The following is a 22573-nucleotide window of genomic DNA, read 5'->3' as shown; positions in this document are numbered from 1 at the left end:
AGGTGCAATCATGTCAAGAGTAGGAAAACTTCCAGTAGAAATACCTAATGGAGTTACAGTTACTGTAACGACAGATAACGTTGTTACAGTAAAAGGTCCAAAAGGTGAATTAGCAAAAACAATGCACAAAGATATAAATATAAAAGTTGAAGAAAATAAAGTTGTTGTTACAAGACCAAGTGATGTTTCCCAACACAGAGCTCTTCACGGTCTAACAAGAGCATTAGTCAACAACATGGTTATCGGAGTTTCTCAAGGATATCAAAAAACTTTAGAGTTAAATGGTGTTGGATATAAAGCTCAATTAAAAGGAAAAGGTTTAGTATTAAATCTTGGATATTCACATCCAGTTGAAATAAAAGCTGTTGAAGGTATACAATATTCAGTTCCAGAAACAACAAAAGTAATTGTTAGTGGAATTGATAAAGAATTAGTTGGATCTGTTGCAGCTAATATAAGAGTATGGAGAAAACCAGAACCTTATAAAGGAAAAGGAATCAAATATGCTGGAGAAGTTATAAGACGTAAAGAAGGTAAATCAGGTAAGTAGTAATTAGCAGCAGAAAGGAGTGAATATAATGTTCAAGAAAACCGATAGAAAAAAAGCTAGAATTAAACGTCATCTTAGAATACGTAACAAAGTATCTGGCACAACAGAAAGACCTAGATTAGCAATATATAGAAGTGAAAAAAATATATATGCTCAAATAATAGATGATATAGCTGGAACAACTTTAGTTGCTGCTTCAAGTGTAGATAAAGAATTTTCAGGAAAATCTGGAAGTAATAAAGAAGCAGCTAAAATAGTTGGAGAATTAATAGGTAAGAGAGCTGTCGAAGAAGGAATAACAGAAGTTGTTTTCGATAGAGGCGGATATATATATCATGGTAGAATAAAAGAACTTGCTGAAAGTGCAAGAGAAGCTGGTTTGAAATTCTAGAAAAAGGAGGGAACGCAATGAAGGTAGATCCTAATACACTAAATCTAAAAGAAAAAGTCGTATTCATAAACAGAGTCGCTAAGGTTGTTAAGGGTGGTAGAAACTTTAGATTTAGTGCTCTTGTAGTAGTTGGAGACGAAAATGGGCATGTTGGTGTAGGAATGGGTAAAGCTGTAGAAATACCTGAAGCTATAAGAAAAGGAATTGAAGATGCAAAAAAACATTTAGTAGAAGTATCTATAGTTGGAACAACTGTTCCACATAGAATAAATGGTGAATTTGGAAGTGGAAATATTCTTATAATGCCTGCCTTTGAAGGTACAGGAGTTATAGCTGGTGGTCCTGTAAGAGCGGTACTTGAATTAGCAGGACTAAAGGATGTTAGAGCTAAGTCATTAGGTTCTAATAATCCAAGAAATATGGTTGGTGCAACAATTGATGGATTATCAAGATTAAGAACTGCTGAACAGATTGCTAAGTTAAGAGGCAAGACTGCAGAAGAGATTTTAGGTTAGGAGGGAATTAACCTTGGCTAAGCTTAAAGTTACACTAGAAAAGAGTTTAATTGGTAGAAAAAAAGATCACATAACTACTGTAAATACTCTTGGATTAAGAAAAATAGGAAAAAGTGTTATTCATGAAGATACTCCTCAAATAAGAGGTATGGTTAATAAAGTAAGTTATCTTTTAAAGGTTGAAGAAGCATAGAAAAGAGGAGGTGTAGATATGAAACTTCACGAATTAAAACCAGCTGTAGGAGCTAAAAAAGCTTCAAAAAGAGTTGGAAGAGGTAGTGGTTCAGGTTTAGGAAAAACATCAGGCAAAGGACAAAAAGGACAAAAGTCTAGATCTGGCGGAGGTGTAAGACCAGGATTTGAAGGTGGTCAAATGCCTTTATACAGAAGACTACCTAAAAGAGGTTTTACTAATATATTTGCAAAAGAATATGTTGAAGTTAATGTAAATAGATTAAACATATTCGAAGATGGAACAGAAATTACACCTGAATTACTAAAAGAAAATGGAGTAATTAGTAAGGTAAAAGATGGAGTTAAAATATTAGGTAATGGTGAATTAGAAAAGAAACTAGTTGTTAAAGCAACTAAGTTTACAAAAGGTGCAGTTGAGAAAATAGAAACTGCGGGAGGAAAAGTTGAGGTGATATAAAATGTTATCAACCTTACGTAATGCTTGGAAAGTTCCCGAGTTAAGAAAAAGAATTATATTTACAATATTAATGGTAGCAATTATCAGGATGGGAAATCATATTCCTGTCCCTGGAATTGATACCAAATCACTGGCAAGTTTAGCTAAAACAGGAACCTTATTTAGTTTTTATGACTTAATGTCAGGTGGAGCCTTAAGTAGTTTTAGTATTTTTGCTATGGGTGTTATACCATATATTAACTCGTCAATTATATTTCAATTGTTGACAATTGCAGTTCCTTCATTAGAACAGTTATCTAAAGAAGGTGAAGAGGGTAGAAAAAAAATTCAGCAATATACAAGATATGGTGCCATTATTTTAGGTGCACTTCAATCATTTGGAACCTATGCTTTAATTAGAAGTACAGGGGCAATTACTAATGTATCCAAATTTGATGTGTTATTAATAGTATTAACCTTAACTACTGCATCCACATTTTTAATGTGGTTGGGTGATCAAATTACTGTTAAGGGAATAGGTAATGGTGTTTCATTAATAATATTTGTAAATATAATTTCAAGGTTACCACAAAAGTTAATGCAAATTGGAAGTTTACAATCAACAGGTGCGGTAAGTATTATACAAGTTTCGTTGCTTGGTGCATTTGTAATTCTTTTATTTACTGGTGTGGTTATAGCTACACTATCTGAAAGAAGAATACCAATACAGTATGCAGGCAAGGCTTTTGGTGGTAAAATGGTTAAAGGACAATCAACGCATATACCTATAAATATGAATGCATCAGGAATTATAGCTATAATATTTGCTATGTCAGTTATGCAATTTCCAGCAACGATAGCAAATTTTTGGCCAGATTCTGCTTTGAGCAAGTTTATAACTACAAGTAGATATAGTGTATTTAGATATAATACATGGCCTTATGCAGTAGCAATGATTATATTAGTAGTTTTCTTTACGTGGTTTTATACTGAGGTTACATTCAAACCAGATGAAATGGCAGAAAACATACATAAATCTGCAGGATTTATACCAGGAATAAGACCAGGTGAACCTACAGCTAAATTTATCGAAAGAATATTAGTTAGAGTTTCAATACTTGGTGGTTTATTCGCTGCTGTAATAGCTATAATACCTATGGGTATTGAGGGATTTACTAATTTTCAGGGATTACAACTAGGTGGTACTGCCTTATTAATTGAAGTTGGAGTTGCACTTGATTTTATGAGACAATTAGAATCTCAATTAATAATGAGACATTATAAAGGATTCCTCAGATAAGAAATGTAAAGAATGTGGAGATGATGTTTATGAGAATAATTTTGTTAGGGCCTCCAGGAGCTGGAAAAGGCACACAAGCAAAATTAGTAAGTGAAAAATATTCTATTCCTCATATATCTACTGGAGATATATTTAGAAAAAATATTTCTGAAAAGACTCCACTAGGTGTAAAAGCTAAAGGATACATTGATAAAGGATTATTGGTTCCTGATGAATTAACAATTGATATAGTTAAAGATAGATTAGCAAAAGATGACTGTATTAGCGGATTCTTATTAGATGGATTCCCTAGAACAGTAAAGCAAGCAGAGGCCTTAGAAGATTTTCTAAGAAATGATAATCAGACAGTTGATACTGCATTGCTTATAGATGTACCTAGTGAATTTATTCTTGAAAGAATGACAGGAAGAAGAGTTTGTCCATCATGTGGCGCAAGTTATCATATGAAATTCAACCCTCCTAAGATTGAAGGAAAATGTGATGATTGTGGTAATGATGTAATACAGAGAAAAGATGATACTGAAGAAACAGTAAAAGATAGAATAGATGTATATGAAAAACAAACTCAACCGTTAGCAGATTATTATAAAGCTAAAGATCAATTGTTTGTGGTTGATGGCACTCAATCAATTGGTGATGTCTTTAAAACTATTTCTGAACATATAGGAAGCAGAAAATAATGATTATCATAAAAAAAAGTAAAGAAATAGAATATATGAGACATTCTGGAAGGGTTGTTGGAAAAACTCTTGCTAAATTACAAGAATATGTAAAACCAGGAATAACGACTGGTGAATTGGATAGAATAGCAGAAGAATATATAAGAAGTCAAAATGCTATTCCTTCTTTTAAAGGATATTATGGTTTCCCTGCTTCAATATGTGCTTCTGTTAATAATGAAGTTGTTCATGGAATACCAGGAAAAAAAGTACTGCAGGAAGGCGATATTATAAGTATTGACTGTGGTGCAATTTTAAATGGTTACCATGGGGATGCGGCTAGAACTTTTGCTGTAGGTAAAATTTCAAAAGAAGCTGAAGATTTAATTAAAATTACTAAGAAAAGTTTTTTCAAAGGGATTGAAAAAGCTATAATAGGTAATAGACTAAGTGATATATCTTCTGAAATTCAGAAATATGCTGAGAGTCATGGCTATTCTATCGTTAGAGACTATGTAGGTCATGGGATTGGTACGCAGATGCATGAAGATCCAGAAATTCCTAACTTTGGGGTTTCAGGTAGAGGTCCTAAGTTGGTTGAAGGAATGGTTTTAGCAATTGAACCTATGGTCAATATAGGAAAATATAATGTTAGAGTACAACAAAATAATTGGACAGTAGTTACTGAGGACGGTACATTATCAGCACATTATGAAAATACTGTTGCAATTTTGAATGATGGACCTGAATTGTTAACTTTGTGTTAATCGAGGTGACTATATTGGATTATAATAGTCTTATTGGAAGAGTAGTATACTCTAAAGCAGGAAGAGACTCAAAAAAATCATTTGTAATATTAGAAGTAATTGATAAAGATTACGTCTATATTGTAGATGGAAATTTGAGAAAAATAGAAAAACCTAAAAGGAAGAAGATAAAACACTTACAGATTACTGATTATGTAAGTGATCAGATAAAGGAATTAATAATGTCTGGAAATAACATTAGTAATTCAAAAATAAGAAAGTATTTAGAAAATAGGGAAGCTATTCTTAAGGAGGGGTAAATGCATTATGTCAAAAGAAGATGTAATAGAAATGCAAGGTACAGTTTTAGAATCTTTACCTAATGCTACGTTTCAAGTTGAATTAGAAAGTGGTCAAAAGATATTGGCACATGTCTCTGGAAAATTAAGAATGAATTTCATAAGAATTTTACCAGGTGATAAAGTTACCGTTGAGCTTTCTCCATATGACTTGAGTAAGGGAAGAATAACTTGGAGATCTAAATAACAAGGAGGGGTAACAATGAAGGTGAGACCATCAGTGAAACCTATGTGTGAAAAATGTAAGGTTATAAAAAGAAAAGGTAAAGTAATGGTTATTTGTGAAAATCCTAAACATAAACAAAAGCAAGGTTAATAAAATATTAAAAATTTTATTAAAACCATTGATAAATTTAAGGATTTGCAATATTATGTATAGGTATGATATTTAGAATAAAATTGCAAATGCGGCTGCTAAGAGATATAGATTAATAGTTAAATGTAGGAGGTGTAGAATTCAATGGCTAGAATAGGTGGTATTGACCTACCAAAGGATAAAAGAGTTGAAATTGGTTTAACATACATCTATGGGATAGGAATGTCGAACTCTCGTAAAATACTTGGTGAAACAGGAGTAAGTCCAGAAACAAGAGTTAAGGATTTAACTGAAGAAGAAGTAAATGCAATAAGAGAGTGCGTTAAAAACTATATTGTTGAGGGTGACTTAAGAAGAAAAATAGCTCTTGACATAAAGAGATTAGTTGAAATTGGATGTTATAGAGGAATAAGACATAGAAAAGGACTTCCATTAAGAGGACAAAAAACTAAAACAAATGCAAGAACTAGAAAAGGACCTAAGAAGTCAGTTGCTAGAAAGAAAAAGTAAAAAGGAGGGATAACAAGTGGCTAAGGCAAAAGCTAGAAGAACTAGAAGAAAAAAAGAAAGAAAAAATGTAGAACACGGTTGTGCACATATTAAATCAACTTTTAATAATTCAATTGTTACTTTAACTGATGCTGCAGGAAATGCTCTATCTTGGTCTAGTGCAGGTGCATTAGGATTCAGAGGTTCAAGAAAAAGCACACCATTTGCTGCACAAATGGCAGCTGAAACAGCAGCAAAATCAGCAATGGAACATGGATTAAACAGTATTGAAGTGTATGTAAAGGGACCTGGAGCTGGTAGAGAAGCAGCTATAAGATCACTACAAGCAGCAGGACTTGAAATCACATTAATAAAAGACGTTACACCAGTACCACATAATGGTTGTAGACCACCAAAGAGAAGAAGAGTATAATACGTAGAAACAGGAGGTGTTACTTGAATGGCTAGATATACTGGAGCTACATGTAGACAATGTAGAAGAGAAGGTATGAAACTATTTCTAAAGGGAGATAGATGTTATACAGATAAGTGTGCATTTGCAAGAAGAGGTTATGCACCAGGACAACATGGAAAAAGTAGAAAGAAACTTTCTAACTATGGACTTCAATTAAGAGAAAAACAAAAAACTAGAAGAATATATGGAGTTCTTGAAGGACAATTCAGAAGATATTATGAAAAAGCTGATAAAATGAGAGGAATAACAGGTGAAAACTTGTTAAAACTTCTTGAAATGAGATTAGATAACGTAATATATAGATTAGGATTTGGTACTTCAAGAAATGAAGCAAGACAATTGGTTAATCATGGACATTTCTTAGTGAATGGCAAAAAAGTTGATATAGCATCATATAAAGTTAGTGTTAATGATGTTATAGGCGTTCGTGAAAAGAGCAGAGGAACAGAAAAGTTCAAGATGTTTGCTGAAAATCCAAAAACATTACCTAATTGGTTAGGTGGTAGTGTAGAAAACTTTGAAGGAAAAGTAGTTGCCGAACCAAGTAGAGAAGATATTGATGTTTCAGTAAATGAAACATTAATTGTTGAGTTATATAGTAAATAATAATATTAATTAGAATGGAATTAGCTACCCTCAGTATGGTATAATTCATTAAAGGAGGGTTCGTATGTTAGAAATAGAAAAGCCCAAAATAGAATGTATTGAAGCATCAGAAGATGGAACTTATGGTAAGTTCGTTATAGAACCGTTAGAAAGAGGATATGGTATAACTCTTGGGAATTCATTAAGAAGAATTCTTTTATCATCATTACCGGGAGTTGCACCAAGTTCTATTAATGTTGAAGGAGTTCTTCATGAATTTTCAAGTATAACTGGAGTTAAAGAAGATGTTACTGATTTAATTCTTAACATCAAAGGATTAGCTCTAAAAATGGAAAATGAAGGTCCTAAAACTATTTATATAGATGCAAAAGGTCCTTGTGAAGTAACAGGAGATGATATTACTTCTGATGGAAGTGTTGAAGTTGTAAATAAAGATTTGCACATAGCTACATTAGAAGAAAATGGAAAGTTATATATGGAGATTAACGTTGATAGAGGAAGAGGATATGTCGCTCAAGGTAAAAATAAGAGAGACGACATGCCTATAGGAACTATACCTGTTGATTCAATATATACTCCAGTTAAAAGAGTTAATTTTTCAGTAGAAAATACTAGAGTTGGTCAAATTACAGATTATGATAAATTGACTATTGAAGTATGGACTGATGGAACTGTACAACCAGAAGAAGCTATTAGTCTTTCTGCTAAAATTCTTATCGAACACTTTAAGTTATTTATGACACTTACTAAACATGCTGATGATGTTGAAATAATGGTTGAAAAAGAAGAAGATAAGAAAGAAAAAGTTCTTGAAATGACTATAGAAGAATTAGATCTTTCAGTTAGAAGTTATAATTGTTTGAAGAGAGCTGGAATTAATACTGTACAAGAATTAGCCGAAAGATCTATGGATGATATGATGAAAGTTAGAAATTTAGGAAAAAAATCACTTGAAGAAGTGCAAGAAAAACTTTCAGCTTTAAGCTTAGGCTTAAAGAAATCCGATGAGTAAAGGAGGATGAAACATGGCACAACAACGTAAGCTGGGTCTTCCAACTGATCAAAGAAGAGCTATGCTAAGAAACTTAGTAACTAGTTTTTTAAAACATGGTAGAATAGAAACTACTATAACAAGAGCAAAAGAAACTAGAAACATGGCTGAAAAAATGATAACTCTTGCTAAAAGAGGAGATCTTCATGCTAGAAGACAAGTATTAGCATATGTTACTGAAAAAAAGGTCGTTGAAGATTTATTTGAAAATGTAGCTCCAAAGTATGCAGAGAGAAATGGTGGATACACTAGAATATATAAAATGGGACCAAGAAGAGGCGACGGAGCAGAAGTAGCTGTACTTGAATTAGTATAAGTATAAGTATAAGTATAAGTAAGGGATTAAGTATTTTCTAGCTTAGTCCCTGTTTTATTATAATTTAAAATGTATAAATTATAAAAGGAGTATCTATTTATATGAGTGTAAATATGATAGAATGTAAAAATGTAGTATATACATATAAGAAGAATGATGAAGAAGCTAAAGTAGCTATTAATGGTGTAGATCTTCAAGTGAAAAAAGGTGAATTTTTAGTTGTACTTGGACATAATGGATCAGGAAAATCTACTTTAGCCAAACATATGAATGCACTTTTACTTCCAAATGATGGGAAAGTATATGTTGATGGAATGGATACTGCGAATGAAAAATATATTTGGAAGATTAGAAACAATGCTGGTATGGTGTTTCAAAACCCAGATAATCAATTAGTAGCAACAATTGTAGAAGAAGACGTAGCTTTTGGTCCTGAAAATTTAGGGATTGAATCAAAAGAAATTAGAACAAGAGTAGATGAGGCATTAAAAAAAGTAAACATGTATGAATATAGAAGGCATGCACCTCACTTATTATCAGGTGGGCAAAAACAAAGAATTGCAATTGCAGGGATATTAGCTATGAGACCTAATTGTATTATTTTTGATGAACCTACAGCCATGTTAGATCCTTCAGGAAGAAAGGAAGTTATTAATACAATTAAAGATTTAAATTCTAAATTCGGAATTACTATTGTATTAATAACACATTATATGGAGGAAGCAGTTGAAGCGGATAGAATTGTTATTATGGATAAGGGTGAAATTATTAAAGAAGGTTCTCCAAGAAAAATTTTTAGTAATGTTTTATTAATGAAAGAAATAGGTCTTGATGTTCCACAGATGACAGAGCTAGCTTATGAATTACAAAAAGAAGGAATAGATATCCATTCGGATATACTAACAATAAATGAGATGGTGAATGCGTTATGTCAATTAAGATAGAAAACTTAACATATATATATATGCCGGGCTCACCTTTTGAAAAAAAGGCACTGGCGGATGTCAATATTAATATAAATGATGGTGAATTTGTTGCATTAATTGGACATACAGGTTCAGGAAAATCTACATTAATTCAACATATCAATGGTTTATTAAAACCATCTAGTGGCAAAATATTTATTGAAGGAGTAGATATAACTTCTCAAAATGTTAAATTAAGTGACATAAGAAAGAAAGTAGGACTTGTATTTCAATATCCTGAGTACCAATTATTTGAGGAAACTATCGAAAAAGATATTTCATTTGGACCTAAAAATTTAGGGTTAAATGATGAAGAAATATCTAAAAGAGTAAAAAAAGCTATGAATATAGTAGGATTAGATTACAATACATATAAAGACAAATCTCCATTTGATTTAAGCGGAGGTCAAAAACGAAGAGTTGCAATAGCTGGAGTTGTTGCAATGGAGCCTAAAATTTTAATTTTAGATGAACCAACAGCAGGATTAGATCCTAAAGGTAGAGATGATATTTTAGATAGAATTAAAGAGTTTAAAGAAGAATACAATATGACAATAATATTAGTTTCACATAGTATGGAGGACGTTGCAAAAAGTGCAACACGTGTTTTGGTTATGGATAAAGGAAAATGTATTTTAAATGACATACCTGCTAAAATTTTCAGAGAAATTGAGACTTTAGAAAGGGTTGGACTTGCAGTGCCTCAAGTTACTTATTTGGTTAGAGAGTTAAAGAAAAATAATTTTGATATATCAGAGGATATATTTACTATCGATCAAGCCAAAAAAGAAATATTAAAATTTTTAAGGAGAGCTAAAAAAAATGATTAAGGATATTACTATAGGTCAATATATTCCAGGAGATTCCTTTATTCATAAATTAGATCCTAGAGTTAAGATATTAATGTCAATAATATATATAATAAATTTATTTTTAGTCAATAATTTTAAAGGATATGTTTTTGTTACAATATTTACAATAGTAGCTATAATTATTTCAAAAGTACCTTTTAAATATATATATAAAGGATTAAAACCAATATTCATATTACTTATTATAACTGCATTGCTAAATGTTTTTATGACAGGTGGAGAAGGAGATCCAATATTTCAATGGAAGTTTTTAAAGGTATATAAGGAAGGATTAATTTTAGCTGGTTTTATGATCATCAGATTAGTTTTTTTAATAGTTGGAACATCACTGCTTACACTAACCACTTCTCCAATTCAGTTAACTGATGGCCTTGAAAAACTTTTGAACCCATTTAGGAAAATCGGATTACCATCTCATGAACTTGCGATGATGATGACTATAGCACTTAGATTTATTCCAACACTTATGGATGAAACAGATAAAATAATGAAAGCTCAAATGGCAAGAGGTGCTGATTTTGAATCAGGTAACATTTTTAGTAGAGCTAGAAATTTGATACCGTTATTAGTGCCATTATTTATAAGTTCATTTAGGCGCGCTGATGAATTAGCTATGGCTATGGAAGCAAGGTGTTATAGAGGTGGAGATGGAAGAACAAGAATGAATATATTGAAAATGGAAAATAGAGATTTTATGGCAGTAGTTATTACAATGTGTCTAGTTGTTTTATCTATTTGGACTAGAACTTTTTAGGTAGGATATTAATATTTATTAATTATTTATTATACTGAGGTGTAACAATTAATGAAGAATATAAAGATTGTCATAGAATACGACGGAACAAATTATGCAGGATGGCAGATTCAAAAAAATGCTGTTACAATTCAAGAAAAAGTTGAAGAATGTATAAAAAAAATTACTGGAGAAAATATAACTGTTACTGGATGTAGTAGAACAGATTCTGGTGTGCATGCCAAAGGATTTGTGGGTAATTTTTTTACTGAAAGTAGCATACCTTCAGTAAAGTTTAAAGATGCTCTAAATGCAAAGTTACCTGAAGATATAGTTATATTGGATTCACAAGAAGTTTCTCATGAATTTCATTCTCGATATAACAGCGTAGGTAAAGAGTATGTTTATACTGTTTTAAATAAAAAAGAAAGACCTGTGCTTAATAGAAGGTATGTATATCATTTCTATAGACAATTAAACATAGATTTAATGAAACAGGCAAGTAAATATTTTTTAGGAACCCATGAATTTGATTCTTTTAGGAAAAAAGGTAGTTCAGTAAAAACGACAAAAAGAACTATCTATAAATTAGACATTATTAAGGATCAAGAATATATTAAATTTATTATATCTGGAAATGGTTTTTTATATAATATGGTTAGAATAATGGTAGGAACACTATTAGAAGTAGGCATAGGCAAAAGAAATCCTGAAGATATTCAAAAAATAATATTAGCCAAGGATAGAACTAAATCTGGTAAGCCAGTTCCAGCTATTGGATTATGTTTAGTGGATGTGTTTTACTAATATTAAAAAAACTTTAAATTTCCTTAATTTAAAGTTAAAGATGTATTGACACGCCCGGCTAATTGTATTATAATATTCTTTGTTTGAAGGAGTATATAAGACCATAGGCTCCGGTCTTGATATAGAAGAACGAGTTGAAAAAGTTCAAGGAGGGAAAAAGATGAAATCATATATTGCAAAGCCAAATGAAGTAGAAAGAAAATGGTATATTGTAGATGTTGAAGGAAAAACACTAGGAAGAGCTGCTAGCCAAATTGCTTCAATATTAAGAGGAAAACACAAACCAACATATACACCACATGTTGATACTGGAGATTTTGTTGTAATATTAAATGCTGATAAAGTAGTATTAACAGGAAAAAAATTAGATCAAAAAATGTTAAGACATCATTCACTATATCCAGGTGGATTAAAAGAAATTTCTTATAAAAAAGCTTTACAAAGTAAACCAGAATTTGTTTTCCATGAAGCTGTAAGAAGAATGCTTCCAAAAGGACCATTAGGAAGACAAATGCTTAAAAAATTAAAAGTATACAGAGGTTCAGAACATAATCATGATGCTCAAAATCCAGAAGTTTTAGAGTTAAGATACTAATAACGGTACTGAAGGGAGGATACATAGATGGCTAAAGTTCAATATTATGGAACAGGAAGAAGAAAAAAATCAGTAGCTAGAGTAAGACTTGTACCAGGAGAAGGTAAAGTTATAATAAATAAAAGAGATATAGAACAATTCTTTGGTTTAGAAACTTTAAGAGTTATTGTTAATCAACCTTTAGTTTTAACTGGAACTAAAGATAAATTTGATGTACTAGTAAATGTTCATGGTGGAGGTTTCACAGGGCAAGCAGGTGCTATAAGACATGGTATAACAAGAGCACTTATTAAAGTTGATGAAACATTAAGACCAGAACTTAAAAAAGCTGGATTTGTAACTAGAGACCCAAGAATGAAAGAAAGAAAGAAATACGGTCTTAAAAAAGCAAGAAGAGCACCACAATTCTCAAAGAGATAGTAATCAAGAATTTAAAAGCAAGAAGAAAATTATTCTTCTCGCTTTTTTATTTTTTTGTGAAATTATAAAAATTTTAATCTGTAGATAATTTCAATTATAAAAATATACTATATTAAATTGCATATTTCTTCAATTTTAAAATGCCAAGTTTAGTGTGCTTCTAGTAATATGTTTTTACATATATCAATAAAATAGTCTATATATTATGTTAAATGTATGTTAAATATATTAAAAAACGACAAAATTCTTGTCAAAAACACTTAACAAAAGACAGGTATTGTTGTATTATTTGATGTGGGACAATAAGTTGGAGGGATTTTATGGATTTTGGATTACTAAGCATAATAATAGGACTTATGGGTGGACTTGGGTTATTTCTATATGGAATGAAACTCATGGGAGATGGATTAGAGAATGTAGCGGGAGATAAAATGAAAGTTTTCTTTGAGAAGATTACATCTAATCCAGCAAAAGGAATTATTACAGGAGCAATTGTTACTGCGATAATACAAAGTAGTAGTGCAACTACAGTTATGGTAGTAGGCTTTGTTAATGCGGGATTAATGAACCTTTATCAGGCTGCAGGAGTAATAATGGGTGCTAATATAGGTACAACTATTACTACACAAATAATATCTTTTAGTTTAGATGGAATTATACCTATTTTTGTTGCTATAGGAGCAGCTATGGTTTTATTCTCTAAAAAAGAAAAAATTAAAGAAATAGGATATATCATATTAGGATTTGGTATACTTTTCTTTGGGATGGATTTAATGAAGGAAACTATGAGTCCATTAGCTAAATCTGATTTATTCAAAAATTTAATAATTTCACTTGAAGGAAGTAAAATGTTAGGTATTTTAGTAGGGATGATTATGACTGCAGTTATTCAAAGTTCATCAGCTTCTACCGGAATATTAGTAGCTTTATCTGGAACTGGAGCTCTTCCAATTGGAGTAGCTATTCCTATCTTATTTGGTAGTAATATAGGAACGTGTGTTACTGCATTAATATCTAGTGTTGGAACACAAAAAACAGCTAAAAAAGCTGCGCTAATTCACTTGTTTTTTAATGTGATTGGAACGGGGATTTTTATTCCTATAATACCATTCTTAACGGCTACTGTAATAAAAATGAACCCAGGTGATATTACAAGACAGATTGCTAATGCACATACTATATTTAATATAGGAAATACTCTTATAATGATTCCATTTACAAAATGTTTAGTCTTGTTAGTAAATAAATTAATACCTGGAGAAGATGATACTGAAAAGTTTGGTACTAAGTATATTGATGAAAGATTACTAGAAACTCCAGTTATAGCAGTTGGACAATCTATGAAGGAAATAGTTAGAATGGCAAAGAAGGCTAAAGAAAATTTAAATATAGCAATGGAAGCTTTTGAAAATAGTGATGAAGCATTAGTTAAAAAGGTTTATGAAAATGAAAAGCTTATAAATTTATTAGAAAATGAGATAACTGCATTTTTAGTTAAATTATCTAATACTGATTTAGCACAAGAACAACAAAACACAATAATATCAATGTTCCATGCAGTTAATGATATAGAACGTATAGGAGATCATGCTAAAAACATATCTGAGTTAGCAACTGAGAGGATTAATAGAAAACTTGTTGTTTCAGATCAAGCTATGAAAGAGTTAAAATATATGTACAACTATACTATTGATGCTGTAAGAACGAGTGTTGCTAGCTTTAAAGAAAATGATATTAAAAAAGCAGAAGCTACTTTAAAAATTGAAGAGAATATAGATATATTAGAAGAAAAATATAGAACAAGACATATAAAAAGACTTAGTGATGGAGAGTGTAGCGCCTATTCGGGAACTGTATTCTTAGATATTATCAGTAATTTTGAAAGAATAGGAGACCATTCTACTAATATTGCTGAATATGTTATAAATAAATAAATTAGAATTTAAATATAAAATAGCAAATAAATTTCAAAAAATTTATTTGCTATTTTTTTTGTTAAAAATTTTATTAAGTAAAAACACTAATTATAGTGCAAAATATAAAATAGATGTTTATATAGGAGGGATAAAATTGCGTCATGATAAAGTAAAAATAAATATTATTTATATATTAGTTTTGAGTATAATAGGTATGCTATTTACTAATTCAATGTATATAGCTTATGCTGCAAATAAGTACAATTATAATAGGAATAATGAAAAGATAATTTTAATAGATCCAGGACATGGAGGGATAGATGGAGGAGCTGTTTCTAAACGTGGTACGGTTGAAAAAGATATAACTTTACCTATTTCAATTAAACTAAAAAATAGCTTAGAGAAGCAAGGATTTAAAGTTATCATGACTAGAGAAGAGGATAAAGGGCTTTACTCAGATAAAGGGAAGATAAGAGATAAGAAACGAGAAGATTTGAATAACAGATGTAGAATAAAACAAGAATCGAATTGTGATGTTTTTATAAGTATACATTTAAATATGTTTAACCAAAGCAAATATTATGGAGCTCAAGTATGGTATGCTGATACAGATGAAAGTGCAAAGTTAGCGCATCTAGTACAGCAAAATTTTATAAAAGATATAGAAAATAATAATACTAGAAAAGAAAAATGTGCAAAGGGAGCATATAAAATATTAAGATGTTACAATCATATACCATCTATTTTAGTTGAATGTGGATTTTTATCAAATACCTATGAAGAAGAAAAATTAAAAACTGACTCATATCAGCAGAAAATTGTTGATTCATTATCTAAATCAATAAATCAATATTTTGAGTATAAATATCAAGAAGAGATAAATGAAGATAATAATATTGAAAGTATAGAAAGTAAAAAAGAAGATTATTAATAAATAAAAACGACATATTTCCAAGGAAATATGTCGTAAAAATTAATTATTCACTCATGCAATGAGGACATTTTTTGTAAGTGGGATGGTCTAACATTAAAGAAGTTTCATTTAATGAACTATACATTTCAATATTTTCTTCATCAAGTTCATCAATTTTACAGTCTGATTTTTCGTTTGTTAAATCATGTAACATACCAGTTGCAAGATCGTATGCATATCTTTTATAGAAAAAAGGATATTGTGTTCTTATCATATTTATCACCTCGACATTTATTTTGTTAAAATACAACATATTTCACGATTTTAATTTTATCATATATAGTTGTTTTATGCATTAGGTATAGGATTATTTTATGCTATATAAAATTATAAATCTTATAATTAAAGTTAACATGTAAGGTATAAAGTTTATAATTTATATGTTAACTTTAACTTTTTATGATTTTACCTATATTTTAAATATAAACAAATATTATACTGAGGATGAATATGTATTTTATAATATGCTTTTATGGTACAATATAAAAGTAAAAAGAAATATAAATAAACATTGAAGGGAGAATAAGCTGATTTAAACTTATATTAAATCAGTAAAATCATATATGAGAGAAGTAAATGTTAGTTCAATAATAAAGGCAGTAAAGGAAATGTGTGTTGAAGCAAACTATTACCTTTGTTGTGATGTAAAGGATGCTTTGAAAAGTGCATATAAAGAAGAAAAATGTGATATAGGTAAAGATATATTAGAAAAAATTCTTGAAAATGTAGATATTGCAGAAAAGGAACAAATGCCTATATGTCAGGATACGGGAATGGCGTGTATATTTATTGAAATGGGTCAGGAAGCACATGTTGTAGGTGGAAACTTAGAGCAAGCTATAAATGAAGGTGTTAGACAGGGATATAAGGAAGGGTACTTAAGAAAATCTGTAGTAAAAGATCCATTAGATAGAATTAATACGAAAGATAATACTCCAGCAGTTATATATTATGATATAGTACCAGGTGATAAGTTGAAAATAACAGTTGCGCCTAAAGGGTTTGGTTCAGAAAATATGAGTAAAATAAAAATGTTAAAACCAGCAGATGGAATTGATGGAGTTAAAAAATTTATATTGGATACTGTAAGAGAAGCTGGACCTAATCCATGTCCACCTATAGTGGTTGGAGTAGGAATAGGGGGAACATTTGATAAAGCAGCATATTTAGCAAAAAAGGCATTAGTAAGACCTATAGATATTTTAAATACCAATTCATTTTATGAAAAGCTTGAAAAAGAGCTTTTGGAAGAAATAAATAAGCTTGGAATAGGACCTCAAGGTTTTGGAGGAAAGATAACTGCTTTAGGAGTTAATATTGAAACGTATGCAACGCATATTGCAGGATTACCTGTAGCGGTTAATATAAATTGTCATGTTACAAGACATGCTTCAAGAACAATTTAAAGCTTATGTACTTATGTTTATAGATTTAACATAAGTTAGGAGGAAATAAAATGGAGAAAAAAATAACTACACCATTAACGGAGCAAAAAATCAAAGAACTAAAGGCTGGAGAGAGAGTGCTTATTTCAGGCGTAATTTATACTGCTAGAGATGCTGCTCATAAAAGATTAATTGAATTGTTGGACAAAAATGAAAAATTGCCTATGAATATAAAAGATCAGATAATTTATTATGTAGGACCATCACCAGCAAAACCAGGAAAAGTGATAGGATCAGCTGGACCTACTACAAGTTATAGAATGGATCCATATGCACCTAGGTTATTAGGAAAAGGATTAAAAGGAATGATTGGTAAAGGACTTCGTTCAAAGGAAGTTATAGAATCTATTAAAAAAAATAAAGCAGTTTATTTTGGAGCAATTGGTGGGGCGGCTGCGCTTATAGGTAAATCAATTATAAAATCAGAAATCATAGCATATGAAGATTTGGGATCAGAAGCTATTAGAAGATTAGAAGTTAAAGAATTACCAGTTATTGTAGTGATAGACAGTGAGGGGAATAACCTTTATGAAACTGGTCAGAAGAATTATTTAAATTCTATTACTTGAGTGACTTGCAGGGAGTTGTGTGATTTTGGAAGTATACAATTTTCTCACTTAATAAGTTTGTAGTTTAATTATAAAGGTAATAAATTATATAATGATATACTAAATGTTTAAATATATATTTTTAAACCGATATAGAAGGGGGGAGAAGTAAGGAAGGATTAAAAGCTTTCTTATTTCGATATGGAATATAGTGAAGAAAATATTTTAATCAATAAAAAGAAAAGAATAAAGTTGCAAAATATATTGATTAAAAAATTTAATATGCCAGTTATAACCTTAAGAATTGTTTGTCCAGGAGAAAATAAATACAATGACATAATGAATAATATTGTTGGAAACATGGATGAAGTTATTTCAGATATATTTAGTGCTCATATTCATTTTAAAATGTTAAGAATAACAGCAGAAGGACCTATTATGAATTTCGTTATTAATAGGGAACCTAAGGAAGTAAAAAAGATTACCATAGAAATAGAAGATAAGCATATTTTAGGAGCATGCATTGATATTGATGTATATGATAGCAACATGAAGAAAATTAGTAGAACAGATTTTGGAATTGAAGAAAGACGATGTTTTTTATGTAATGATATTGCAGCAAAATGTATTCAAGAGAAAAAGCATAGTGATGCTGAAATAAGGCGATATATTATTAGAAAATACAGAGAGTATAAAGAGAGTTTTTATGAATAAAAGATTTGTAAAAAATCAATATAAAAGTTTTATGGAATAAAATGAAAATAGAACTATGCTTTTTTTATTTTATTCCATACTTCTTGCATTTTAACGAAACGGTTCTATGAGTTAATCCTAAAATTTTACCAGCTTTGTTATAACTTTTATATTTCTTCATAGCTAAAGATATAATTTCTTTTTCATATTCTTTAATAGGAAGAAGTTCATCATTTCTTAAATTTATTAGATTAGTGTTTTCACATGAAGCATTATTTATATAGAAAGGTAAATCATTAGAGGTTATAGTATCATAGTCACACATATTAATACCTCGTTCTATAATGTTTTCAAGTTCACGTATATTTCCAGGCCAATTATAATTTTGAAGGTGAAATAATAAAGTAGAATCTATATTAGAAACTTTTTTATTTAGGTTTTTACTTATTTTTTTAATAAAATATTCTACTAATAAATTTATGTCTTCTTTTCGATCTCTTAGAGGTGGAAGAGATATACTTATAACATTTAATCTATAATATAAATCCTCTCTAAATTCTCCGGTTTTTATCATTTCCTCAAGATTTTTGTTTGTTGCAGCAATTATTCTTACATCTACTTTTTTAGGGGTAATTCCACCTATGATGTCAAATTCTTTTTCCTGAAGAACTCTAAGTATTTTTACTTGCATAGCAGGTGTCATATCTCCAATCTCATCTAGAAAAATGGTTCCACCATTTGCTATAGAAAATTTACCAGGTTTACTTTTTATTGCACCTGTAAAGGATCCTTTTTCGTATCCAAAAAGCTCACTTTCAAGAAGATTTTCAGGTATAGCTGCACAGTTTACTCTAACAAAAGACTTATTTTTTCTATTACTATTATTATGTATAGCTTTAGCAACAAGTTCTTTACCAGTTCCACTTTCACCTCTTATAAGTACGGTTGAAGTAGATTTTGAAGCTTTATCTGCTATGATTAAACAATCTTTAAGACTGCTACTATTACCAATTATATCATCGAACGATCCACTTAGTTGAGTATGCCTTTTTAACTCATCTTTATAGTAGTTTAATTCTTCTTTAAAATTTTCTAGTTTTTTCATAAGATCTCTTATTTCATTTACAGGTTTTGAAATGGAAATAACACCTTTAAATGAATTATCTATAAAGATTGGATGAATACTAGAAATTATATCTATATCTGTTTTTTGATGAATTATATTTTCAACTTTTTCTTTAGTATTAAAAACTTTCATTCTTAGACCATCTGATGATATGTCAATCAAATCTTTACCTAAAACATCACTATCTTTTAAATTAAAATATTTTTCGTATGCTGGATTAATATAACTAATTTTTCTTTTTTCATTTACAAAACATATTAATTCATGAGATGTTTCTAAAATTTTCTTAAACTTTTCATTTAATTCTTTTATTCCAACAAGTTCTGAGATGTCTTGAAATATTCCAATAGCACCTATAACTTTATTTTTTGATATTATAGGGGAACGATTTACAATAACTATGTGATTATTAATATATTGGATTTGCCCAAATTGGCTTACGTTGTGATCAAGTATATAAGGCAAATCAGAGGTTGGAATTATATCTTTTATAAATTTACCGATTACATTTTTGCAATTCTTATTTATCAATTTGACACCGTAATTATTTATAGTAGTAATTTTTGAGTTTTTATCAATTACAAGTATTCCTACTGGAATATTTTCGATTATCTGTTTGTTGGCGATAGTGTTTTCTTCTAAAATTGCATCTATTTTTGTCATAGTAGAAGAACTATTGCTTAACTCATAAGTTATAAAATTACATAATTCTAGTACAGCAGCTTGACTATTGGCGTCATCTGAGATACATGAAACTTCTATTTTTTCATTTTCTTGTATTTTAAGAGAAAGAAGAGCAAGCATACTTACAGCTAATGATTCGGGAGTATTAAATTTTCTTATAAATAATTCTACATTATATTTAGTTTTAAGCTGAGACGCTTTATGAACTATTGTTGCAGCTACTCTTGTATGAATTCCATTTTTTAAGTTTACAATTACCTCTTTTTTATACATAATAAGCTCCTTCTTGATAAAAAATATCAATTCACATAAAAATATTGATAAAAAGTATCATATATATCATATCTTATAAATAATCTACGGTCTACATGTATTTTATAGGTTTTTAAATAATAAACATATAAATATAGTAATTAAAAGTTGATAAAAAATATCAAGTAATGTAAATATACGTATATGATTTAAGTGTTGTAAATGAGGTAAATTCAATGATTTTAGATTATATGAAAAAATGGTACGATTATTGCTAATAATATTGCTAATAATATTATTGTGATACAGATATATGATTGAGTTATATGGAATCATACAGAGGAGGAATAAAATGAAAAAAAGAGGTATTGCTGCATCAAAAGGATATGCTATTGGACGTGTTGTTATTAAAGAGGATGCAGAAATTATAATAGTTGAAACTAAAATAACTGATTTAGAATCAGAAAAAGCTAGATTAAAAAAAGCATTAGAAATTTCAAGAGAACAATTAACTAAGATAAAAGAAAAAGCAGAAGTAGAACTTGGAGCAGCAAAAGCAGCTGTGTTTGAAAGTCATATGATGCTTTTAGATGATCCAGAATTTACTGGAGCAGTTGAAATGAATATAGAATCAAACATGGTAAATGCTGAAAAAGCATTAAGTGATATTATAGATATGTATATGGGTATATTTGCAGCTATGGAAGACGAATATATGAAAGAAAGAGCTGCAGATGTTAAGGACGTTGGTAATAGAATTCTTGCTAATCTTGCAGGAAAAGCTGGGCTTGGATTTGAAGATCTAGATAAAAATACTATAGTTGTAGCACATGATTTAACACCATCAGATACAGCACAACTTGATAAAAGCAAAGTTATTGGTTTCTTAACAAATATAGGTGGAAGAACTTCCCATAGTGCTATTATGGCAAGAACTTTAGAAATTCCAGCGGTTGTTGGATTAAACGATATTACTAAATGTGTTAAAGATGGAGACAACATTGTTTTAGATGGAGAAGAAGGATTAGCAATAGTAAACCCAGATGAAGCTACAATAGCACAATATGAAGAAAAGAAAGTTGCTTATGAAAAAGAAAAAGAAGAATTAAAGAAGCTTATAAATGTTAAAACAGTGACAAAAGCAGGAAAACGTGTAGAAGTTGCTGGAAACATAGGAAAAGCAAAAGACATACACCAAGTACTTGAAAATGGTGGGGATGGTGTAGGATTATTTAGAACTGAGTTCTTATACATGGATAGAGATGATATGCCAACAGAAGAAGAACAATTTGAAGCATATAAGTATGTTGGAGAAAAATCAGAAGGAAAACCTATAGTTATAAGAACACTTGATATAGGAGGAGATAAGAAACTTCCATATCTTCCATTACCTGAAGAAATGAATCCATTTTTAGGATATAGAGCAATAAGATTATGTCTTGATAGAAAAGATATATTTAAAATTCAATTAAGAGCATTATTAAGAGCATCAGCTTATGGAAACATTAAAATAATGTTCCCAATGATTTCTTCACTTGAAGAGTTCTTAGCGTCTAAGGAAATACTTAATGAATGTATGGATGAATTAAGAGGAGAAGGAAAAGCATTTAATGCAGATTTAGAAGTTGGAATGATGGTTGAAATACCTGCAGCAGCAATTTGTGCTGATGAACTTGCAAAATATGTTGACTTCTTTAGTATAGGAACTAATGATTTAATTCAATATACACTTGCAGCAGATAGAATGAATGAAAAGATTTCATATCTATATAAACCAAACCACCCAGCAGTATTAAGACTTATAAAGATGACAATAGATGCTGCACATAAGGAAGGCAAATGGTGTGGAATGTGTGGAGAAGTAGCTGGAGATGAATCAATGATACCAACACTTGTTGAGTATGGTTTAGATGAATTCTCAATGAGTGCTACATCAATATTAAAAGCTAAGCAAGTAATAATGAATAACTAAAAATATTTAAACTTTAGATTTTATATCTAAAATAATTATGGTAATTATGTTAAATAATTATAAATTACATCCTTTTAGCTAAAGATATAGAAAAAGTATATATTAGATAAAACGTATTAAAATAAGTTTTATCAATATATGCTTTTTCTTCTTTTTGTTTTTTGTGAC

30 protein-coding genes are annotated in these 22573 nt (G+C 29.8%); 28 read left to right on the top strand and 2 right to left on the bottom strand.

Annotated elements, in window-relative coordinates:
• Window positions 1–10 precede the first annotated feature (10 nt).
• The 24 genes from rplF (at window position 11) to cwlD (ending at window position 15643) form a co-directional block, all read left to right on the top strand.
• The gene (rplF, locus tag OW763_RS03805) at window positions 11–550 is read left to right on the top strand and encodes a 50S ribosomal protein L6 (RefSeq protein ID WP_268039729.1); all 540 of its coding nucleotides are present in this window, start codon (window positions 11–13) and stop codon (window positions 548–550) included.
• A 28-nt stretch (window positions 551–578) separates the two neighbouring features.
• The gene (gene rplR, locus OW763_RS03800; protein ID WP_268039728.1) at window positions 579–941 is read left to right on the top strand and encodes a 50S ribosomal protein L18; all 363 of its coding nucleotides are present in this window, start codon (window positions 579–581) and stop codon (window positions 939–941) included.
• A 17-nt stretch (window positions 942–958) separates the two neighbouring features.
• Window positions 959–1456 (top strand): 30S ribosomal protein S5, encoded by a 498-nt coding sequence (rpsE, locus tag OW763_RS03795; protein WP_268039727.1) that lies wholly within the window; start codon window positions 959–961, stop codon window positions 1454–1456.
• Between the two features lie 13 nt (window positions 1457–1469).
• Window positions 1470–1649, top strand: coding sequence for a 50S ribosomal protein L30 (gene rpmD / locus OW763_RS03790; RefSeq protein ID WP_268039726.1), 180 nt, complete (start codon window positions 1470–1472; stop codon window positions 1647–1649).
• 18 nt (window positions 1650–1667) lie between these two features.
• Complete coding sequence (rplO, locus tag OW763_RS03785; protein ID WP_268039725.1) at window positions 1668–2108, top strand: 50S ribosomal protein L15; 441 nt, start codon at window positions 1668–1670, stop codon at window positions 2106–2108.
• Window position 2109: 1 nt separating this feature from the next.
• Window positions 2110–3387, top strand: a complete 1278-nt coding sequence (gene secY, locus OW763_RS03780; protein WP_268039724.1) for a preprotein translocase subunit SecY — start codon at window positions 2110–2112, stop codon at window positions 3385–3387.
• 29 nt (window positions 3388–3416) lie between these two features.
• Window positions 3417–4067 carry an adenylate kinase gene (locus OW763_RS03775; RefSeq protein WP_268039723.1) on the top strand — a complete coding sequence of 217 codons (651 nt, stop codon included), beginning with the start codon at window positions 3417–3419 and terminating at the stop codon, window positions 4065–4067.
• Window positions 4067–4813, top strand: coding sequence for a type I methionyl aminopeptidase (map, locus tag OW763_RS03770; RefSeq protein ID WP_268039722.1), 747 nt, complete (start codon window positions 4067–4069; stop codon window positions 4811–4813). Before OW763_RS03775 ends, map begins: the two co-directional genes overlap by 1 nt.
• A gap of 14 nt (window positions 4814–4827) precedes the next feature.
• Entirely contained in the window at window positions 4828–5112 is a 285-nt protein-coding gene (locus OW763_RS03765; protein WP_268039721.1) for a KOW domain-containing RNA-binding protein, read from the top strand.
• A 7-nt stretch (window positions 5113–5119) separates the two neighbouring features.
• Entirely contained in the window at window positions 5120–5338 is a 219-nt protein-coding gene (gene infA / locus OW763_RS03760) for a translation initiation factor IF-1 (RefSeq protein ID WP_268039720.1), read from the top strand.
• Between the two features lie 15 nt (window positions 5339–5353).
• Window positions 5354–5467, top strand: a complete 114-nt coding sequence (rpmJ, locus tag OW763_RS03755; protein ID WP_017753001.1) for a 50S ribosomal protein L36 — start codon at window positions 5354–5356, stop codon at window positions 5465–5467.
• Between the two features lie 144 nt (window positions 5468–5611).
• The gene (rpsM, locus tag OW763_RS03750) at window positions 5612–5977 is read left to right on the top strand and encodes a 30S ribosomal protein S13 (protein WP_268039719.1); all 366 of its coding nucleotides are present in this window, start codon (window positions 5612–5614) and stop codon (window positions 5975–5977) included.
• Window positions 5978–5993: 16 nt separating this feature from the next.
• The gene (rpsK, locus tag OW763_RS03745; protein WP_268039718.1) at window positions 5994–6389 is read left to right on the top strand and encodes a 30S ribosomal protein S11; all 396 of its coding nucleotides are present in this window, start codon (window positions 5994–5996) and stop codon (window positions 6387–6389) included.
• A gap of 27 nt (window positions 6390–6416) precedes the next feature.
• On the top strand, window positions 6417–7037 hold the full coding sequence (gene rpsD, locus OW763_RS03740) for a 30S ribosomal protein S4 (protein WP_268039717.1): 621 nt from the start codon (window positions 6417–6419) through the stop codon (window positions 7035–7037).
• A 64-nt stretch (window positions 7038–7101) separates the two neighbouring features.
• Complete coding sequence (locus tag OW763_RS03735) at window positions 7102–8049, top strand: DNA-directed RNA polymerase subunit alpha (protein WP_268039716.1); 948 nt, start codon at window positions 7102–7104, stop codon at window positions 8047–8049.
• 13 nt (window positions 8050–8062) lie between these two features.
• Window positions 8063–8404: a 50S ribosomal protein L17 gene (rplQ, locus tag OW763_RS03730; protein ID WP_268039715.1), complete on the top strand. Its 342-nt coding sequence runs from the start codon at window positions 8063–8065 to the stop codon at window positions 8402–8404.
• A gap of 101 nt (window positions 8405–8505) precedes the next feature.
• Window positions 8506–9348, top strand: a complete 843-nt coding sequence (locus tag OW763_RS03725; protein ID WP_268039714.1) for an energy-coupling factor transporter ATPase — start codon at window positions 8506–8508, stop codon at window positions 9346–9348.
• Window positions 9333–10199, top strand: a complete 867-nt coding sequence (locus OW763_RS03720) for an energy-coupling factor transporter ATPase (protein WP_268039713.1) — start codon at window positions 9333–9335, stop codon at window positions 10197–10199. Before OW763_RS03725 ends, OW763_RS03720 begins: the two co-directional genes overlap by 16 nt.
• Entirely contained in the window at window positions 10192–10995 is an 804-nt protein-coding gene (locus tag OW763_RS03715; RefSeq protein WP_268039712.1) for an energy-coupling factor transporter transmembrane component T family protein, read from the top strand. Before OW763_RS03720 ends, OW763_RS03715 begins: the two co-directional genes overlap by 8 nt.
• 51 nt (window positions 10996–11046) lie before the next feature.
• Complete coding sequence (gene truA / locus OW763_RS03710; protein ID WP_268039711.1) at window positions 11047–11781, top strand: tRNA pseudouridine(38-40) synthase TruA; 735 nt, start codon at window positions 11047–11049, stop codon at window positions 11779–11781.
• A 160-nt stretch (window positions 11782–11941) separates the two neighbouring features.
• Entirely contained in the window at window positions 11942–12376 is a 435-nt protein-coding gene (gene rplM, locus OW763_RS03705; RefSeq protein WP_268039710.1) for a 50S ribosomal protein L13, read from the top strand.
• A 27-nt stretch (window positions 12377–12403) separates the two neighbouring features.
• Window positions 12404–12796 carry a 30S ribosomal protein S9 gene (gene rpsI / locus OW763_RS03700; RefSeq protein ID WP_268039709.1) on the top strand — a complete coding sequence of 131 codons (393 nt, stop codon included), beginning with the start codon at window positions 12404–12406 and terminating at the stop codon, window positions 12794–12796.
• A gap of 320 nt (window positions 12797–13116) precedes the next feature.
• On the top strand, window positions 13117–14730 hold the full coding sequence (locus OW763_RS03695; RefSeq protein WP_268039708.1) for a Na/Pi cotransporter family protein: 1614 nt from the start codon (window positions 13117–13119) through the stop codon (window positions 14728–14730).
• A gap of 136 nt (window positions 14731–14866) precedes the next feature.
• On the top strand, window positions 14867–15643 hold the full coding sequence (gene cwlD, locus OW763_RS03690) for an N-acetylmuramoyl-L-alanine amidase CwlD (protein WP_418921782.1): 777 nt from the start codon (window positions 14867–14869) through the stop codon (window positions 15641–15643).
• 46 nt (window positions 15644–15689) lie between these two features.
• Here cwlD and OW763_RS03685 read toward each other — a convergent pair whose 3' ends face one another.
• The gene (locus OW763_RS03685) at window positions 15690–15899 is read right to left on the bottom strand and encodes a hypothetical protein (RefSeq protein WP_268039707.1); all 210 of its coding nucleotides are present in this window, start codon (window positions 15897–15899) and stop codon (window positions 15690–15692) included.
• 349 nt (window positions 15900–16248) lie between these two features.
• Between OW763_RS03685 and OW763_RS03680 the strand changes: the two genes are divergently transcribed.
• From OW763_RS03680 to citX, 3 genes are all read left to right on the top strand, one after another.
• Complete coding sequence (locus OW763_RS03680) at window positions 16249–17091, top strand: fumarate hydratase (protein WP_268039706.1); 843 nt, start codon at window positions 16249–16251, stop codon at window positions 17089–17091.
• A gap of 50 nt (window positions 17092–17141) precedes the next feature.
• Entirely contained in the window at window positions 17142–17699 is a 558-nt protein-coding gene (locus OW763_RS03675; RefSeq protein ID WP_268039705.1) for a Fe-S-containing hydro-lyase, read from the top strand.
• Window positions 17700–17879: 180 nt separating this feature from the next.
• Window positions 17880–18392: a citrate lyase holo-[acyl-carrier protein] synthase gene (gene citX, locus OW763_RS03670; protein ID WP_268039704.1), complete on the top strand. Its 513-nt coding sequence runs from the start codon at window positions 17880–17882 to the stop codon at window positions 18390–18392.
• Between the two features lie 64 nt (window positions 18393–18456).
• Here the strand turns inward: citX and OW763_RS03665 are convergent, their stop codons facing one another.
• A complete protein-coding gene (locus tag OW763_RS03665) occupies window positions 18457–20454 on the bottom strand; it encodes a sigma 54-interacting transcriptional regulator (protein ID WP_268039703.1) in 1998 nt (665 codons plus the stop codon).
• Window positions 20455–20785: 331 nt separating this feature from the next.
• Between OW763_RS03665 and ptsP the strand changes: the two genes are divergently transcribed.
• Entirely contained in the window at window positions 20786–22405 is a 1620-nt protein-coding gene (gene ptsP, locus OW763_RS03660; protein ID WP_268039702.1) for a phosphoenolpyruvate--protein phosphotransferase, read from the top strand.
• Window positions 22406–22573 lie beyond the last annotated feature (168 nt).

The organism is Clostridium aestuarii (genome assembly GCF_026735135.1).
GTDB lineage: Bacteria > Bacillota > Clostridia > Clostridiales > Clostridiaceae > Clostridium_H > Clostridium_H aestuarii.
The sequence above is the reverse complement of the archived record's forward strand: the minus strand, read 5'-3'. Positions and strand labels throughout refer to the sequence as shown.